At 42.1% G+C, this 18,013-nt stretch carries 21 protein-coding genes; all 21 read left to right on the forward strand.

Features of this window, described 5'->3' with window-relative positions; genetic code table 11:
* Window positions 1-2: 2 nt before the first annotated feature.
* The gene (locus HMPREF0083_RS26645) at window positions 3-1,514 is read left to right on the forward strand and encodes a peptidoglycan DD-metalloendopeptidase family protein (RefSeq protein WP_021624120.1); all 1,512 of its coding nucleotides are present in this window, start codon (window positions 3-5) and stop codon (window positions 1,512-1,514) included.
* Between the two features lie 17 nt (window positions 1,515-1,531).
* Complete coding sequence (locus HMPREF0083_RS22295; RefSeq protein WP_021624121.1) at window positions 1,532-3,010, forward strand: CpaE/TadZ family protein; 1,479 nt, start codon at window positions 1,532-1,534, stop codon at window positions 3,008-3,010.
* A gap of 22 nt (window positions 3,011-3,032) precedes the next feature.
* Window positions 3,033-3,248 carry a hypothetical protein gene (locus tag HMPREF0083_RS22300; RefSeq protein ID WP_021624122.1) on the forward strand — a complete coding sequence of 72 codons (216 nt, stop codon included), beginning with the start codon at window positions 3,033-3,035 and terminating at the stop codon, window positions 3,246-3,248.
* A 15-nt stretch (window positions 3,249-3,263) separates the two neighbouring features.
* Window positions 3,264-3,851 (forward strand): CpaB family protein, encoded by a 588-nt coding sequence (locus tag HMPREF0083_RS22305; RefSeq protein ID WP_021624123.1) that lies wholly within the window; start codon window positions 3,264-3,266, stop codon window positions 3,849-3,851.
* The gene (locus tag HMPREF0083_RS22310) at window positions 3,848-4,573 is read left to right on the forward strand and encodes a CpaE/TadZ family protein (RefSeq protein ID WP_021624124.1); all 726 of its coding nucleotides are present in this window, start codon (window positions 3,848-3,850) and stop codon (window positions 4,571-4,573) included. The genes HMPREF0083_RS22305 and HMPREF0083_RS22310 overlap by 4 nt, the downstream gene beginning before the upstream one ends.
* Window positions 4,528-5,949 carry a P-loop NTPase family protein gene (locus tag HMPREF0083_RS22315; protein WP_021624125.1) on the forward strand — a complete coding sequence of 474 codons (1,422 nt, stop codon included), beginning with the start codon at window positions 4,528-4,530 and terminating at the stop codon, window positions 5,947-5,949. The genes HMPREF0083_RS22310 and HMPREF0083_RS22315 overlap by 46 nt, the downstream gene beginning before the upstream one ends.
* Complete coding sequence (locus tag HMPREF0083_RS22320; protein ID WP_021624126.1) at window positions 5,942-6,649, forward strand: hypothetical protein; 708 nt, start codon at window positions 5,942-5,944, stop codon at window positions 6,647-6,649. The genes HMPREF0083_RS22315 and HMPREF0083_RS22320 overlap by 8 nt, the downstream gene beginning before the upstream one ends.
* Window positions 6,650-6,951: 302 nt before the next feature.
* Window positions 6,952-7,305, forward strand: coding sequence for a hypothetical protein (locus HMPREF0083_RS28415; RefSeq protein ID WP_148316046.1), 354 nt, complete (start codon window positions 6,952-6,954; stop codon window positions 7,303-7,305).
* 34 nt (window positions 7,306-7,339) lie between these two features.
* The gene (locus HMPREF0083_RS22330; RefSeq protein ID WP_040304473.1) at window positions 7,340-7,549 is read left to right on the forward strand and encodes a hypothetical protein; all 210 of its coding nucleotides are present in this window, start codon (window positions 7,340-7,342) and stop codon (window positions 7,547-7,549) included.
* An 18-nt stretch (window positions 7,550-7,567) separates the two neighbouring features.
* Window positions 7,568-7,933 carry a hypothetical protein gene (locus HMPREF0083_RS22335; protein WP_040304474.1) on the forward strand — a complete coding sequence of 122 codons (366 nt, stop codon included), beginning with the start codon at window positions 7,568-7,570 and terminating at the stop codon, window positions 7,931-7,933.
* Window positions 7,933-8,391: a hypothetical protein gene (locus HMPREF0083_RS22340; protein ID WP_021624130.1), complete on the forward strand. Its 459-nt coding sequence runs from the start codon at window positions 7,933-7,935 to the stop codon at window positions 8,389-8,391. Before HMPREF0083_RS22335 ends, HMPREF0083_RS22340 begins: the two co-directional genes overlap by 1 nt.
* Window positions 8,388-9,179: a hypothetical protein gene (locus tag HMPREF0083_RS22345; protein WP_021624131.1), complete on the forward strand. Its 792-nt coding sequence runs from the start codon at window positions 8,388-8,390 to the stop codon at window positions 9,177-9,179. Before HMPREF0083_RS22340 ends, HMPREF0083_RS22345 begins: the two co-directional genes overlap by 4 nt.
* The gene (locus tag HMPREF0083_RS22350; protein WP_021624132.1) at window positions 9,176-10,750 is read left to right on the forward strand and encodes a hypothetical protein; all 1,575 of its coding nucleotides are present in this window, start codon (window positions 9,176-9,178) and stop codon (window positions 10,748-10,750) included. Before HMPREF0083_RS22345 ends, HMPREF0083_RS22350 begins: the two co-directional genes overlap by 4 nt.
* A 134-nt stretch (window positions 10,751-10,884) precedes the next feature.
* Window positions 10,885-11,334: a hypothetical protein gene (locus HMPREF0083_RS22355; RefSeq protein ID WP_021624133.1), complete on the forward strand. Its 450-nt coding sequence runs from the start codon at window positions 10,885-10,887 to the stop codon at window positions 11,332-11,334.
* Between the two features lie 130 nt (window positions 11,335-11,464).
* The gene (locus HMPREF0083_RS22360; protein ID WP_021624134.1) at window positions 11,465-11,731 is read left to right on the forward strand and encodes a hypothetical protein; all 267 of its coding nucleotides are present in this window, start codon (window positions 11,465-11,467) and stop codon (window positions 11,729-11,731) included.
* A 482-nt stretch (window positions 11,732-12,213) separates the two neighbouring features.
* Window positions 12,214-14,277 (forward strand): type IA DNA topoisomerase, encoded by a 2,064-nt coding sequence (locus tag HMPREF0083_RS22370; RefSeq protein ID WP_021624136.1) that lies wholly within the window; start codon window positions 12,214-12,216, stop codon window positions 14,275-14,277.
* 3 nt (window positions 14,278-14,280) lie between these two features.
* On the forward strand, window positions 14,281-14,493 hold the full coding sequence (locus HMPREF0083_RS22375) for a hypothetical protein (protein ID WP_021624137.1): 213 nt from the start codon (window positions 14,281-14,283) through the stop codon (window positions 14,491-14,493).
* Window positions 14,494-14,497: 4 nt separating this feature from the next.
* The gene (locus HMPREF0083_RS22380; protein ID WP_021624138.1) at window positions 14,498-15,061 is read left to right on the forward strand and encodes a metal-dependent hydrolase; all 564 of its coding nucleotides are present in this window, start codon (window positions 14,498-14,500) and stop codon (window positions 15,059-15,061) included.
* Window positions 15,062-15,088: 27 nt separating this feature from the next.
* Window positions 15,089-16,228 (forward strand): peptidoglycan DD-metalloendopeptidase family protein, encoded by a 1,140-nt coding sequence (locus HMPREF0083_RS26650; RefSeq protein ID WP_051354761.1) that lies wholly within the window; start codon window positions 15,089-15,091, stop codon window positions 16,226-16,228.
* A 104-nt stretch (window positions 16,229-16,332) separates the two neighbouring features.
* Window positions 16,333-17,325: a site-specific tyrosine recombinase/integron integrase gene (gene xerA, locus HMPREF0083_RS22390; RefSeq protein ID WP_021624140.1), complete on the forward strand. Its 993-nt coding sequence runs from the start codon at window positions 16,333-16,335 to the stop codon at window positions 17,323-17,325.
* 55 nt (window positions 17,326-17,380) lie between these two features.
* Window positions 17,381-18,013, forward strand: a 633-nt coding sequence (locus HMPREF0083_RS28860; protein WP_040304476.1) for a hypothetical protein, incomplete at its 3' end; no start/stop codon positions are given.

Genomic DNA, 18,013 nt, shown 5'->3' on the forward strand with positions numbered 1-18,013 from the left:
GGTTGAATGTAGTTTTAGCGGTCCGGAAAGCGTATGCGATTTGGAGAAAATACGGACCTAACAAGGGTTCGCCTGGATTACCGAAAAAAATAATCTTAGCATTGATAGCTTTCTTTATTCTGTGTCCATTGGTGCTTCTCCTTTTATTCGGCGTAATGTTGGGAACGAATGATTCAGCGGCCTGGCTTCAAAAGACAGCCATTGAAAAGTACAAAGAGAACGCAGAGAAGGTCTATATTCCTCCAGATTTAATCACAGAATGGTATATCCCGGCATCGCAAGCGTTTGATGTGCCTTGGACTGTACTTGCAGGTATTCATTTGGTGCAAACCAGGTTTGCTCGGGAGCCGGGATTCTTCTGGTTTGTGGAGCGAACAGATGCGTTTGATTTACCAGATTCGTTTTGGGAAGCACACAAATATTCTAAGCGAGAATGGGAATGGTGGCAGGAGGAACATACAGAAGAAGAAATCAAAGAACACGTACCTATTCCTCCAGAGCGAGATCGGTTTGATGATATTGTATGGACCGTTGCCCATTATCTTTCTTCAGTAGACTGGAAAGATAGAAAGTCAGCCTTTACGGCAATCAACAAAATAACTGAATCAAATGCAGATACGGACCAGGCCCTTGTTTTTGCTTGGATTTTTAATTCTCAATATGCACTCACTTCGAGAATCGATTCGCCGGACCCAAGCCAATTGGCCAGTTCTATGATTCCTCCAGAGTACATGGAGATTTACAAAGAAGTCGAAGCAGAGTTTGGAATACCGTGGAATTATCTTGCTGCTTTCCACTTTATTGAGACGCGATTTGGCACATATGTAAACCCGAAAACAGGAAAATTGATGGTAAGTGAAGCCGGAGCAATCGGTCATTTCCAATTTATGCCGGGTACATGGCGCGAGTTTGGAATGGGTGGCGATCCATTTAATCCACGGGATTCTGCAAGGGCGGCAGCTAACTATCTTAAGGCCTCTGGTTTTTTTGAAGACATGGACAAAGCAATATATGCTTATAACCATTCTTGGACCTATGTAAGTAATATCAAAACACAGGCGGCCTTATTTGCTGAAATTCCGGCAACAGGGGAGGCCGGAGGGAGTCCTGTAGCAACAGTCCCAGGAGCCAAGGTGATGCCACTTAAAAATTTTAGAGTTGCAAGCAAGTTTGGATATCGTATTCATCCTATAACAAAAGTAAAAAAGCTTCATGCTGGAATTGATTTAGCTGCTCCCATGATGACACCTGTTTATGCTTTTATGGCAGGTAAGGTTGTGTATTCGGGTTCAGCTGGGGGCTACGGAACCCTGATAAAGATCGACCATGGAAATGGTGTACAAACCTGGTACGGCCACTGTAAACGATTGTACGTATCAGCAGGTATGGATGTTCCTGCAGGATACACAATTTCTGCAGTAGGCTCGGAAGGGCAGTCTACAGGCCCTCATTTGCATTTTGAAGTCCGTATTAATGGAAAGGCCGTTGATCCGGCTTCATATCTTGGATTATAGGAAAGGAGGAAAAAATATTGACGACATATAGCATCCTGGTTGTCGATCCACAAAGAAATGAAAGTCAGTGGATTCAAAAATTGAAAGAACAACAGGATATGAAAATTACTATAGTCGGAAAAGGCGAAGAAGCTAGAAAAAAGCTTGGTTCCCACACATACGATGCTGTGCTCGTACATTCAACCCTACCGGATGTATCTGGTATTGCTTTAGCTAATTATGTCAGGGAAGGGTTCCCCGATCTTTCTCTTTATATTGTTGCTCGTGAAGCGAAGATGGATTTATATCTTGAAACAGTGAAGGCAAAAATTAGCCTTTTTCCGTTACCACTAGATATGGGGCGTTTTCGTTCTGTCCTTCGGGCGAAACCAAAGCCAGTGCCAGAAAGAGAGGAAGAGGAAAGGAAAGAGACTATCGAGGAGGAAAGTACAAAACAGGTAAGAGAAGAACATCCAGAAAGAAACAATATCAAACAAGAAAGACAGGTAGCGGAGGAAGTAGCCGTTACAACTAAACCAATAGAAAGAAGAGAAGAGATTCCTTCTGCTGAACCGGAAGAAAACAAACAAGATACAAAAGCAAAGAGTAAAGAAAGAGAAAAAACTTCCCCGATACCGGAACCGGCCATGAAGGTGTATGGGCCAAGGGAGATAGGGAAGAAACGGAGAGTAAGAACCAAGCCGGAGAACACGACTGTTCTCGTTTTTTCATTGAAAGGGGGTGTAGGAAAAACCACAACGGTAGCGAATTTGTCCACGATTATGCAAACCTATACGAATCAAGATGTTGGTCTTGTGGAGCTGACACAACAACCAGGTACTATACTTTCTCATTTTTCGATTGTCGAGTCGTTGACTGTGAAAAGTTGGTTGGATGATATGCCTTCTGTCGAGGAAGTAAGGTCGAGAATGCATGTTGACGGGGGTACAGAGTTATGCATCTTGCCAACCCAGGATGTATTAGGAGAAGCAGAAGCACCAACTAATTTAACACCGGCATCTGCAGTGGAGGTGGTGCGCCTCTTACAATCGGCACTGGATGTACTCGTGATTGATGGTGGAACCATCATGAATGAAGTGTTTTATGCGCTTATTCATGAAGTCGACTATATTTTATTGATCTCCGATATGGATTTTGAAACGTTACAAGGAAATAATTTTACCTCTTTGTTATTACAACAACATGGAATCCCGGAAGAGAAAATTATTCACATAGTAAATCGAGCAGAAAAAGGGCTTGGAATAACAGAAGAGGAAGCTATGGGAATGGTACAAGCTTATGATTCACGCGTCATCCAGTATCATAAGGACATTAAAAAGCTAAAAACAGAACGGGAGCCATTTGTATTGCTTCATCCAAAACATCCGTATACGGATGAAATGCTGGATTTAGCAGCTTTGTTATTACCACATATTGATTATATTCAACCTGAGCCTAGCTTTTGGTCAAAATTAGCGCCAAGAAAGTTACTGGCGTTACTTCCATGGGCTCAATAACCATTATAGGAGGAGAAGAAATATGAAACGACAAAACCAAGAACAAAAAGGAAATGTATTGTTAATTTTCGTATGCGGAATTCTTGCCACATTATCTGGAGGATTACTTGTGGCCTTTCTACGGATGGTACAAACAGGCCAAGTACGTATATTGGAAACCATTTGCTTCATTGTATGCGTACTTTCACTCTATGGCGTTTTAAGATTCGGCAACTTGCTTCGTTTCTTAAAAAAATAAGATAAGGAGGACATTATGGCAAAGAAAACAAGACCCTTATTGATAGCGGCGGTTGGTTGCCTTATAGGAGGTGGAATCTCCTTTATTTTTTTCGGAAATGCAGGGGCTAATGATACGTTGAGGGAAGTTCCAGTCGCTAAGATAAAGATGCCACCTGGTTATGTGATTCAAAAGCAAGATATTGAGATGAGAAAGGAAACTGTCGGTGAATGGTATAAGGTTCCGGAAAAGCTGGAAGGCTCCGTGGTGGATACAGGGATTCCGGCCGGTATTCCGGTGTCGCAAGAGTTTATCAGGCATAAAGCGTATCAGCAGGATACCGTAAATTTACGAGTTCCTGTCGATATTTATGAAATGAGCAGCAAGCTTGGTAAGGTCGATTTGTTCGTACTGTATAAGGATGGTCGAACAGATTTATTAAGTGAGGGTGCCCAAGTAACAAAATACTATAATCGTCAAAATCAAGATATTGCAGGGAGTGAGGTCAGGGATCGGAATCCAGCGGCTGCGGAGATCATTATCAGAACAGTGGATCTCCAAAAAGTGAAAAGCGCACAAAACAAAGGCAAGTTCTATTTTACATGGAAGGGAGACAATTCATGATTATTGCAGTTGCAAGTAATGGTCAGGGGGCCTCCATCTTTTCCTATGACCTGGCTCAACAGTGTGCTCAGAACCGGCGTACACTCTTAATTGATTTTGAGACACTACATCCGGATATTACAGCTTTTTTAGATGAGGAACGAAGCTCTGATTTTGGTATCGATGCTGTATTCAAACGTCACGAGGAAATCACACCTCGGATTGTGGATATATGCACGTTTACCACAACACAGGGCTTTTTATTTTTGCCTGGTACTCGGCAACCTCACCGTTTGGATGTGCCTCATTACAAAATTCGTGATTTATTACAAGCTGCCGATAAGTTTGCAGATGTAGTAATCGTGGATTGCCCTGATCGGTTTGATGTGGCTACGGGTTTACATACCTTTGCCCAGGCACATCGTATTCTACGAATCCGTCATCATGCTCAAACGTGGAAGGCAAAGTTGAGAGAAGAGCAGTTCTATGGGGAATTGTTGGATCGATTTGGTCTAAATGACAAGATAGAAGAAGTCTGGATCGGGAAAACTGACCGTGACCGTGCAGATTGGACTCTTCCAGAAGTGGCGGAAATTGATTTTGAAACCATTCCAAAAGAATACTCAGCTGCAGTACGCCGAATTGCTGCAGACATTTTGGGAGTAGAAGAAGAACAAGGAGAAGGGTGGTTGGCAAGATGGCGGTCACGCTTGACAGGAAAAGTGCCGAGGATTGGTCAGTAGCGAACCAGACATTATTTGTCGAAAGCGTTATGACGCGATTTTATAGCCACAAGCAGCAAAACGTAAAAGACTTGACCCTTTCTCAAATCGAGCAGCTTGTACAAAAGCAGATTGAGCAGTCGAACGATAGCACAATTTACACTTTAAAACGCGCAGCTGAAGAACGCGATCCCCAAGCGGTTCATGCACTACGAAAGATGATTTCTGATGTTATTTCTGGACTAGGTGTGACTTGCTCTCAATGTACAGATCACGAAGAAGTTGTGCTGTATGTATATAGCATGTTATACGGGTTTAAAAACGTTGAATTTGAGCGCTTATATGAGAGTGCAAAAGAAAAAAGAATTGAGGACATTTATGTCAATCGGCGTAATGATGTACGTTGTTACGTAAATGGGGATCGGGAGAAACTTACTTCTATCTGCTGGGATAATGCAGAAGATGTATCTACTGTACTGTATCGATTGACATCCCATCATGAGGGTGGAGCTGCTGGTAATGCAAACCCGGTAAATCGGGTGATGCTGGCAGACGGAACTAGGCTCTCGTTTACGGCAGGAGAAGTATCAAATCCCAGCTTTAATCTACGGATTGATAATTCGGTTTTCCTATCAAAAGAGGATTTTGTTCCACGGGTGATGAGTGAGCCGGTATATCAAGTTTTAATGGCTCTTACCATTGCGAAAACAGCATTCGGCATCATTGGACAAGGAAGGGTAGGAAAAACAGCTTTGTTACGCCAGTTGTTGTATGAGCTCATTAAAGTAGAGCCGAAACTTCGTATTTTTGATATGGAAATCATGCCTGAGTTAAACCTCTATAAGTTCTTTAAATCAAAAGGTATTGACGTAGATGTCGTTGAAACGGCAGCTACCCAAAATATAACGTTAGAAGACCTTTATGAAAACATGAAGCAACGCTCTGCGGATTTAATTATACAAGGGGAGATTTTGAGTGCTCGTGAAGTGTCAAATCTTCTTACGGCCTTTAAATCAGGGCATCCAATGGGGCCATTTACAACTCATTCCACAGGGCTGCATTTACCTCTGTATTTGGCAGAAATTATGGCGCAGGAAAAGCATGTAGAGTTAGAACCAACCGTGAATCAGATTACGCATGTACTCGATGCATCGGTAGTCATGAAAGAAAAGATCGATGGTGAACCTCGTAAGTTAGTAGAAATTTGGCAATATCCTGACTATCAAAAGCCGGAATTACTAGCCAAGTACAATGTTTACACACACGAATACGAGTTTTACCCAGCAAAAGACAGACTAAGAGAGAAGTTAGAAACACTCTCCTTTAGTGAAAAAACGATGAAGTTATATCAGCAGTTACACAAGATAGGCATCCTTGGAGGCAAAACGCATGTTTAGGCAGTATGGTGTGAAGGTTGGGATCGCAGCGCTGTTATTTGGCTTGGTTCAATACATCATGAATTATCCCATGGCGTTCATTGCAGCTGCACTGGTGTTTTTGCTTCCATATTTTTTGCAGGAGAGTCGAGCGCTTTTTGGCGATGTCATTCGTTATAAGCAAACGACTGAGTTTACAGCCAGTTTATCTTCGCTCATTCGTACTTATGGCACGCTGGAGGGTGCAATGGAGCACGTTAAACCAGAGAAATTCCCAGCTATTTCCCATATTGTTAGGCAAATACGGCAGGGGATGGCTGCTGGACGTCCAGCATCGAGCGTTTTTATGAATGAAGGTTACAAACATGACAACCGGTACTTAGTTGAAATAGGAAAGCTATTCCTTATTCTGGAGGAACAAAACGCACAGAGGGACTATATTATTGAGCGCCTGGAATCCCTGCGAATCGCTTTTCAAAATGAGAACATTGACCGGGAACAAGGGGCAAAAGTAAAGAAACGAATGTTGAAATCGAGTCTTTTACTGAATGGCTTTGTTGTATTTGTTGTTGTGACAGTGATGCCTGGATTGATTCATGAACCTTTCAAATTTTACTTTAGAACGGGATTGGGACAGGTTTTGAGTACAGTAGGTGTTATTACACTTCTACTTCCTCATACGTATGTCTTTTTCTTAATGAAAGCGAGGGGAAGAATTTGATCTCCTTTTTTGAACAGAGATTAGAACGGGACTTTGCACGGTTCCAAATTAAAATTAAGCCGAGAACCTTCATTGTCTTAATGGCCTGCATATGTATCCCACCACCCGTTATTATTTTGAATTGGGTGCCATCCCTTTGGTATCTAGCGATACTCTGTTTTTTATCACCTCTCTCGTACCTATCTTTACAAAGCTTTTATGGGCTACGAAAAGAGGAGGGTATCACAAACGAGGTTCGACGCTGGTATCGCCGGTATCAATTTGCCAGGGGATCAAATGCTCGTCCAGAGCAAGCGATTGAAATGGCAATATGGGACATGCAGTATTTGAAAAAACCTTTCCAGTTGATTTTGCATCGATGGGGAAATGGAATTCCCATGGAAGCGGCATTTGCGGAGACACACATGGATGAATTGCCGATGATTCAGACCCTCATTAACATGCTGGAAGTGTCCTTAACATCAACGGATTTAAAAGTGATTCGAGAGCAAGAAGAGCTCCTGGAACGCGAAATGAAGATTCAAATGGAAGACAAGCAAAAGAAAGATCAGCAACGTCTGGATTTAATTGGCTATACGGCAATTATTACGACCTTTGCCTTAATCGTTTTGCCGGTGATTTTCGACTCGATTACAAAAATGGACATGATTGGATAAAACAAAAAAACGGAAAAACAGGAGGATATTATTTATGCAAGAGACTTCAAGTGCGATTATGTTGGTGAGCTTTGCGGTAACGGTGTTGTCGGCTATCTTTAATCCGGATGGACGATTAGGAACGGCTTTAACCAGTTTGGGAGAACGGTTGGCCGGACGATTTGATCAGCTGTTAACGATGGCACCCGATGCTGTAGATATGGGTTCAACAGCCCTTGCATTTGTGGCCCATCTTTTCGTGTAAGTGTAAGGAGGGGTTTGTGTGGGTGAGACAGTTGGTTCCTCATTAGGAAGCATCATGATTATTATTTGTTTGGTGATGGGATTGACGCTTTGGGTACATGCAGTGCAAATTGCACAAGGAACCGGAATTGATGTGTATGTTGCAGATAGTGTGCGTCTGGATGGATATATGACGCCTGAGACCATTGCAGAGGCGCAACAACTGGCAGCCGAACGGGGAATGGAATTTGAAGTAATAGAAAATCCTGATCCAGTTCCATTAGGGGAATTGGCCACATTGCAATATGAATTACATGTCCCCTACTTTGCCGAAATAGGTAAAACGATTGGGCTGGTTGATGTAATTCCTAAGAATAAGGCGATTATGCGTACAGGAGAACGTTAATGAGTTCATCCATTAAATCCATCTTTATTATTCTGTTGATGGCCACGTTTATCGCAGTAACAAGTCAAGCAGGAATATCACTAATTACCATTTCAGATCATCGTTTCAATGCTATTTTGGCAAGTCGTTCCGGGGCCATGGCCTGGGACAAGGAAGCAACGGCAGAAGCCGGGGTTATTAAACTTGACGAGATTCGGGCTGTAGAATTAGCCCAAAATACGCTTGTCGCAAACGGCCAACAGCTTTCGGATTATGAAATTTTTGTAGTAAATAATGCTCCCACCCTCTTCACATGGAGAGGGAAGGAGCATTTTTTTAAGGAAAACGGTGTGGCGGTTGGATTTGTACAAAATGGGTTTCCTGTATTGAAAACAGAAGAGGTTCGCATTAAAGACCCTATTCAAGAAGAGGAAAAAGAGGAAGAAAAAACGGAACCGGAAACGGAGGTGAGTGAATGAAACGTTTTTTAATGGCTGTAATTGATTCAGGCAAAACAATTGGCATTGCGCTATGTGGCGCTATTTTTATTGGTCTTGCTTCATATTGGTGGATATACATGAAAGATGAGGAAAAGGTAGTTGTACAAGCCTCCGGTTCCCAGGTAGAAGCGCATATGGCAGTCCAAAAGAAAGAAATGACTGCCTGGCATAATGAAGTTTTGGCCAAGATGTTTAAACGAGAGGCACCGGCTGATTCACTCGGCCCGTTTGTTCAACAATCGCTCCCGATTCTACTTCCAGAATCCTATAAAGCATACCGAGTTGTCAGTATAGATAACCCGGTTGTGCAGCAGCTCCCAAGAGATATGTATGTATTAGAAACAGATGTTGTTCTTGAAAAAGGTGGTTTATATGATTGGCGACGCTATAAAACAGTGATACAAAAGCATAAAATTGTATCTCTTCGCCTGGGAAGCATCGATTACCTGACACGTGTTAAAGATGATGCTCGAAACATCGAGGCTGAAAAGGTGGTTAAGGAGGCGATCCAGGGTGTTGGCGGGGAAGACCGAAGCCATTATGGTGTATACCTGCGTGGCACCAATAAAGGACAGAAAGGAACAACGGTCAAAGTACAGGATATTCAATTTATCGCTGGTAGTATGCATGAGCAGCTGTATCAAGTGAAATACACAATCAATACATTCGGAAAAGTCAAAATACAAGAAGCGGTTGTATTTGCTCGGATGTATGAGGATCGAAAATGGCAAATTGAAGATATCGCGGCGCTAGGAGAAACGATATGATGCGGCGCGTTCTCTTTTGCTTTTTATGTCTGCTGTGTTTACTTCCTGGATTTGCTTTTGCAGCCAATACGCCGGATGAAGAAGTTCTAAAAGAAACATTTACGGATCGTAAACATGTAAACGAAGAAAAAACGAATGCAACGGTGGATACGAAAGCCGGTGAAGTGCGGCTGCCGAAAGTCAGTGGCCTGCAAAGCTTTCATGCCACAGATGATGCGTTTATTCAAGTAGAAGGAAATGAAATTAAGTTCTATCGGATTAATCAGTCCGGCCAATTTGAATACGATGCAGCCTTATCACGAACATTAGGGGATGGAATTGTCGGTGTACAATTCGCACCGAACGGATGGGATCATGTAGTTTTGACTGAAAGCGGTGACGTTATTCGATTCCAGTACACCGGTGCGGAGTTTCTTGAAAATCCAGCATACCGGCTTTCCGGCTTTCAAAGTGCGATCTCGTTGGCTGTCACTGAATCCGGTGTATCCGTGTTTGACCGAAATAAAATATGGACAGCGGATGAGTTAGGGAGTTCATTGGGAGAAAAGAAAAAAACATATGAGTTGGAGACAGAGCCTCTGTATTTCACTGGAGGAACTGAATCAGAATTAGTCATAACGGATGATGAAAAGAATGTACATGTCTTGTCCTATGATGGCCAGGAATACCTCAAGAATCCATTGTACTCTTTGGATGGGGTAGGCCCTTCTAGTAGGGCGCAAGATGTTCTAACGGCGGTAAAAGACGGTGTTGTTTCCTCTTATCATTACGGGATGGAACTTTTGAGTTTCAGCCACACCGGTGCGGTGTCAGCTGTGGCCACAGAAGGAGGGGCTGTGTATGTTCGAGATGCAGATGGAGTATCCCGTTATATGTTTAATGGTACGGAGTATCTAGAACAAGCTAAACTAACCGGGTTAGGGCAAATAAAGGCCACATACCTGACTCCACGACAATGGGAAAGTACAGCATATACGCTTCCAAAGCCACTACAACGCTTTGGAATAAAATATACAGCTACAACACCGGAAAAAACAGATGTAAAGCTTTATATCTCTTCAGACGGTGTTTCGTTCCAGGAAGCAAAAAATGAATCGATGGTTGATCTACAGGTACCGGTGAGTGAAATATATCTACGTGCCGTCTTGGCCACCGAGGATAAAACAAAGACACCGATTTTACATGACATCGTAATTTATGACCGAACGCTCTTTGTCGATCGATTGATTACGACGGATATTGTACGAAATCCTGGAGGGAATCCCCCATTGCCGACACCGAAGCCGGTTCGATTGTATGCGGGATTTAATTTTAGTTTTGAAGTGTTTGCACCCGGTGCATCAAGTGTCGATATCGAATTCAGTAACGGAGAGCGAGTGAGCTGCACAGATAAGGGTGGCTTCATCTTTGCGGGTACACATTTCTTTCCTGGTGATTCCCCAAACATGGCCATCGATGCAAAAGTCATAGCAAAAGATGCAAGTGGGAAGGTATATGAACGAGAATACCCGGCACATTACCTCATTGTTGGGAATTTGAATGGTATGTCACGTGTAATAGATACAAAATAGCAAGAAAAAATAGAGGGTAATTGTAATGATTGACAAGGAGCCAAAAGCCGGAGGACGGACATGGTAGCGACCCCCAGCCCATTAAATGAATACCAGGGGGAAGTTGCCAGTTACGAAGAGAGGGGCTAAAACATATGGGGATGTATTCAACATTAGAACTTGAATTAAAAGCTAATACTAAACTTCCTTCAGAAATATTTGAAAAGATGCGAGTTTATGGTGAGGGGGATTATCAGGAATCCTTGAGTGATACTATTAAATTTCGTTCAACATTTAAAAATTCTTTAAATGAATTAACTGCCCTAGTTTCTGAATTAGAATCAATTATTTTTTATCCTCAGCTTACACAAATCGGTGAATTTTCCTCAGAAGAATTGGAGGTGAAATATGCGAAGGTATTCGCCTTGGAAAATAAAATCTTTTTTTTGTATGAGGAAACGCAGGATGCAGTAATAGGAGAAATTCACAAATACTATTTTAATAATTTAAGGGGGAAACAAAAAGTATTTACTCTATGCGATTATGAAGTGGAAAACCAAAAGGATTCGGTTTTCCAGCAGTATTTCATACTTTTAAATAACTAAGTCAATGTTATAAAGTTTCGAAATACGGTTCATATTTCAAGATTTACAAAATGGTCATTAAATGAATGTCTAGGAGCACTTTGTGATTCGACGATTTCGTAAAACAGCCCATAAAAGGAGGATTTGAAGCATGAACAAAAAGGCAGCGTTCGGAAGTTACAAAGCGCATCAACCGAACTACGAAGGATTCATACAACTCGGTAAACTGGACGATTTTATCTTTCAGTCATTGGCTCATATGGGTAACGCATCTTGCCAAATGTCCTGGGCTAATACAGTTCTTGAAAATGAAAAAAGTGTACCTGCTGAAATTAAAGATGAAATGAGGCGTGTAACTGCTCAAATTAGTGTCCTGCAGGAGAGATTACGCTCGTTTAAAACTTTTCAACAAAAATGACAGGTTTCACAATCCAGCATTTATGCGTAGATTCTACGAAGAGCCAAAATAGATAGAAAAAGGGAGGAAATATGAAGTTCACCTCTTCAACAATATTGAAGGCATATATAGCCTTCTTTTTTTCATTTTCGTTATATGGTGTGTATGAATTCTATATAGAATTAGCAAGTTATACGGCTATGTATCCAGAAGATAAAAAGTTAGAAATAATTAATAACACCTTATACTTTTTTCTTGTTTTAATGGTGTGTTTTTTTGTCCTGTCTATAGTATTACTTCTTCGGTTTTCCATAAAAGGTTTAAAAAATAAGGTTCTATTTGTAGTTTTTATGGGTGTTGGTGGTCCGTCATTCTTTATCGCATCTATTAGCTTGGCAGGCAACGTAATAATTACATTTGAGATTATCACATTCCTGTCATTATCCTTTTATTTATGGCGAAGATTTGTAGAAAGAAGAAGAGCATAGAAGGGAGGGGAGGCAGTGCCTACATTAATACTTGCGGAAAAGCCATCGGTTGCTCGTGCAATCGCAAAGGCATTAGGACGGCCAACACGTGCAGACGGCTACCTGCAGGTAGAAAACTATCTCGTAACCTGGGCAGTGGGCCACCTGGTAGCCCTGGCGCCTCCAGAGGCGTATCATCCATCATGGAAGAGCTGGAAACTGGATGAGTTGCCGATGTTGCCGGATTCGTGGAAATTGGTGGCCAATAAGCGAACGAAAAAACAATTTTCGATTGTTAAATCATTAATGCAGCGTAACGATGTGGACCGGGTTATTTTTGCAACGGATGCTGGTGCTGAAGGGGAGCTGATTGCACGCTGGATATATGAAAAGTGTGGCTGTAAAAAACCAGCTGAACGACTATGGATCGCTTCCGTTACAACAACGGCCATTCTGGAGGGGATGAAGCAGCTGCAACCGGCCGCAGCATATGATCGGTTGTATGAATCGGCTGCAGCTCGTGCGCGTAGTGATTGGACGGTGGGCCTAAATGCAACACGGGCCGTTACATGTGCCTTACGATACAATGACAGTTCTTCCCCTACCTACACCCTAGGGCGTGTACAGACACCAGTTTTAAAGAAAATTGTGGACCGGGAAAAAGAAATAGAGACATTTGAGCCGGAAATCTATTATGAAATCCTTGGTATTTTTGAAGACAAGGCCGGATACGTTTATTCAGGAAAATGGACCGATCCGGAAACCGGATCGTCACGTTTGGCCAGTCAGGAGCAAGCCGAAAAAATTGTGGACCAGGTGAAAGGTCAATCGGTTGATCGAGTAGAGATACAGTGGCAGGAGCAAACGATTCTTCCTCCTACTTTGTTATCGTTGACGAATTTACAACGGCAAGCAAGTACACGTTTAGGACTCACTGTTGCTCAGGTTACGGATATTGCACAAGTGCTGTATGAAAAAGGGATGATTTCCTATCCTAGAACGGCTGACTCTCTGGTTACACCCGATGTAGCAGCAAGCTTTCCTTCTATTTTGCAGCAGCTGGCCGGAAGTTATCATTCTATTGTCCCGGCATCGCCCCGTAATTTGGCCATAGACAGCCGGTATGTGGGACCTGTTACGGATCATCATGGCATTATCCCAACGGGCCAGAGAGGGAAAATAGAGGGCGCAGAAGCAGCGTTGTATGATTATATTGTCCGTGTATTTATTGCGGCTCATCATGAGTCCGGATTGGACCGTGTACGCGATATCATAACCATCGTAAAAGGAGAGAGGTTTTACACACGGGAAGGATATAAGGTAGTACCAGGATGGCGTACTGTATTTGGTGCGGTGCCGGAAGCTCTTCCGGATGATATTGTACCAACGGTTATAAATGTGGATGCTAGTTGGACGGAGGAAGCAACACAACCACCTTCTCGTTATACAGAAGCAGCCATTATTAAGGAGATGGAACGTTGCCGATTGGGTACGGCGGCCACTAGAGCTGAAACCATTGAGAAGCTGAAAAAACAGGCATACATCACATTAGAAGGAAAGTCCCTGGTCCCTACTGAAAAGGGACTTTTTTTGATCGAACAGTTGGGAGATGCACCGATTACATCAGCGGAGCTCACCGGTCAATGGGAAACACAGCTGGAAGAAATTCAAAAAGGGACTTTATCGGTTGCCGAATTCGAACGGGGTATCCAGGAATCGGTTCGGGAAATGGTGCAGGCTGCAGCTAAACTTAAGGACCCGACGATTGTGAAAGCAAAAGCAGCTGTAATGGGAAGTTGCCCGGCATGTAAGCAAGGGCAAGTCCTTCACATTACAGGCAAAGAAAAACCTTATTATATGTGCAACCGGCGGCAGGATGGCTGCCGATTTTTTATCGCCGGTACCATTGCTGGCCAAACGATAACACAAAAGGACATACAACGTCTTCTTCAGCGCGGAAAAATGAAGGAAAAGAGCTATCAGTTCAAAACAGGAAAGCGTCGAGCTGTTCTTTATTTAACGTCAGATGGCAGTACAGAATTTGAATTTCCGGAATCGATGGGAAAGCGGGTGGCTCGATTCTTTGGCCTGGGGGGATGAAAAATGTGGGATGATGAAAAACGCCTGTACGATATTGAAAGAGAAAGGGAAAAAGAGAGGGAAGAGAACGAGTGGGGATATATGATTCTTGGCTTCTTTGTTATCGTTGCGATCGCATCAGCGATTAATTCGGATGCCCTCTCATGGTTGCATGGTATCAAAGAAAGTGTAATGAAGCTGGGAAACTGGATCGGTTCCTGGTTCAAGAAGGGATGAAAGTATGCTCAAGAAAACACATTTAGCGTTCGGAAGTGTATGCGGTTTGGCTGTTTTACCTTATTTGCCGGTGCTAGGCATCCATATTCCTGAACCTTCGCTATCTATGCAAACGCCTGGCTTTGAAACTTACGGAGCTGCTGTTCTTTTAGGTGCTCTTCTCCCGGATATCGATAAAAAAGGTACTGCGATCTCCAGACGTGTACCAGTACTGCCCTGGTTATTCTCGAAAGTATTTGGCCACCGAACAGCTTTACACAGTTTGTTGTTCGTATGGCTTCTTTACACATACTTGCCATATTGGCTGCCTATGCCTTTTGTAATTGGGCTTGTGATAGGTGTTTTAAGCCACCTATTAGGCGATATGATGACACATCAAGGCATAAGACTACTTTGGCCACTACCGTTCGATATAAGGCTGCCTATAACGTTTGAGACAGGCGGAAAGATAGAGTATGTCATTTTGAAAGTTTTAACGGTAGTAGCAGCCTATCAAGTAGCCGATATCACTTCGCTACTTCCATGGATTATAAAAGGATTCTATGCCATTATGTACGCTTTAGGGTGAATCCATTGAAAATATAGGAGGATGAACATGAAAAAAGTAAAAATGGCTTTAGCATGTCTTTCTTTGTCTTTAGCTTTTGCTGGACCGGCAGCTGCAGAAGAAAATTCCCATAACCCTGTACAATCCTTGAACGTGTCAAAAGGATATGGATGGTATCAGCATCCAAACGGGTATATGAAATTTCACCAGGGCATCGATGTCCCTGGAAAGCTGGGCGAACCAATTTATGCGTATGCATCCGGAAAAGTGGTATTTGCTAGTGAAGTGCCAGGATACGGTACCCTGATTAAAATTGAACACCAGAATGGAGTAGAAACCTGGTATGGCCATGCAAAAGGGCTACTTGTACAGATAGGAAAGGAAGTTCGGGCAGGGGAACACATAGCAGATATGGGGACGAAAGGAACATCCACTGGTCCCCATCTTCACTTTGAGGTACGAGTAAATGGAAAATCGGTTGATCCAGGACCGTATATATCGCAGGGCAAGGCGTCAGAAGAACAAATATCAGATTTACAATTGGAACATAGTATCAAAGAATTGAAAAACATAATAGATGAACCATCTACTAAAGAAGCCGTCATTGCTCCATTCATACTACAGGAGAAACGGTCATTGGACAGTGTGAGAGAAGAAGCAAGAAAGAATGCAGAATGGGCGAAAATGCAGGCTAAACCAGCGATTGAGGGACCCTTATCAAATGTTCGGATTCAGACGTTGGAATATAGGCCACCAGAAGGTGAAATGGAACTATTGGAACTAGCCGGTTACCGGTATCCAGTCAATTTTAATGATAAAAATTACACCTTTAACCTTTTAAACAGTTTAAAAATAATGAGCTATTTACCTATATACAAGGAAGCAGGAGCAGAATTTGATATCCCATGGACATATATCGCAGCTATACATGGAGCAGAGACGCGATTTGGCCAACTCAAAAATAAGGAAAATCAAACAGAACATTTTAATTTTACTCCTGAAGCTTGGCGTGTATATGGCATGGGAGGCGATCCAGGAAATGTGCAGGATGGGGCCAGAGCTTGCGCCTTTTTCCTAAAAGAGCATGGGTTCTTGAAGGACAAAGACAAGGCATTGTTAGCCTATCATCATTCAGAAACCTATGTGAAAACCATTCATGATTTGGCTTCTCGCCTCTCGTCTAAATAGCTTTTTTTCAAAGAAAAGAAGAACATATCCCTCCAATAGTGATCTCACAAGCCTTATATATAATATGGTTTTGTGCAATTTATCTATTATTGGAGGGAGAATGAATGAAGGAAATTAAAAAAATATACGAGGAAGTATTAGGGGAGATGCTTCAGAAAGCAGAAAAGAGAAGAGAGGCGGCCTATAAAGAAGCTGTGCATGATTTTATTGAATTGATCAACGAGAAAATGACTGAGCATGAGAAGCAGGCGTCCTACGACTACCAGGTTGCTATTGAGCAATTTATCGCTGATAAGCGTCTTGCCGGTTGTTCTACAGGCACATTAAAAAATTATACATTAGAACTTCAAATATTTAAGAAGCATATAAATAAGCCACTGCAGGATATTACGGATGCAGATATCAAGTTGTACTTAGGACATTTTGAACATTTAAAACGCGCCACGATTGCCACAAAAACCAGTATTTTAAAATCTTTCTTTGCCTACCTAATGGATGAAGAAATAATTCAAAAAAATCCGATGCGTAAAATTAAACGTGTCAAAGAGGAAAAAAAGCAAATTAGGTACCTCACAATGGATGAGATGTTACGTATTCGAGAAGCAGCTGGAGATAATTTGAGGGCGCGTTGCATGCTTGAATTTTTATTTGAGACAGGCTGCCGTGTTTCTGAGATGGTACAAATTCGGCTGGACCAAATTGACTGGCTCAATCGTTCGGTCATTGTTCGAGGGAAAGGAGCAAAAGAGAGAACCGTATACTTTCATGTGAACGCACACTATTACTTAAAGAAATACTTAAATACTCGGCTCGATAATAGCCCGTATTTGTTTGCACCACGAAAGGGGAAGGCTAGAGCGCTAAGTACCCGGATTGTTCAATCAGAAATAAAGAAAATTGGTGAAAAAGCTGGTTTAAATAAACGACTACATCCTCATATGTTACGGCATACACTAGCGACCCACCTTCTAAATAAGGGAATGGAGATTAGTTCTGTTGCTGAAATTCTTGGCCACGAAAAACTTAGCACAACACAGATTTATGCTCGTATCACGGAGCGACGAAAAAAGGAAGAATATATCAGGTATATTGCCTAGTATTTTTTCCAATTTTGTATTTCGTAAAATCGCCATTTTATGAGGAGGGAAATAAGTGAAAAAGAAAGCTATTCGGTTATTTTTTTGCAGTTTATTGGCATTAAGTATGCTACTAAATGTAAATCATGTACTAGCAGCTACAACAATAGATGCAAAAGTTCGATTAATTGCAGGGACAATAGGCGCCTCGTATTACTACTTTAAATTTGATTATGATATAGAGAATAAAGGTTATGACTTTTCCAATGAGAACGCAAGATTCATATTAACTAGAAGTCCGTACTACGAGAAAAAAGAAGGTAATGGCACAAGAAACGTAACTAGTGGATATGCAAGATTAAGTTATCAGCTCAAAGATTCAAGCGGGAAATCTATAGGATCATGGGTAGAGGTGTTAGACCGTGGTGAGATAAATATTACAAGAAACATTGATATTGCAACAGCTATGCTTCCAGAAGGGGGATATACCGTAAGTTTTTCATATAATCAAAACTTTGATGGTGAAACATACATCACTTATAAGGGCGATAGCTGGTGGGGCGATTCTTCAGGGAGCTTTGAACAAAATGATGGATGGATTAGATTAGGCTCATATTCATTCATTGTTAAACGTCCAGTCGAAGCTACGCTTACTCCTGAACAGGCAAAACAACTGAAAGAAGCTTCGCAAAATGCTTCAGTGCAGATA

Origin of the sequence: Aneurinibacillus aneurinilyticus ATCC 12856 (assembly GCF_000466385.1) — a bacterium.
Taxonomy (GTDB): Bacteria; Bacillota; Bacilli; order Aneurinibacillales; family Aneurinibacillaceae; genus Aneurinibacillus; species Aneurinibacillus aneurinilyticus.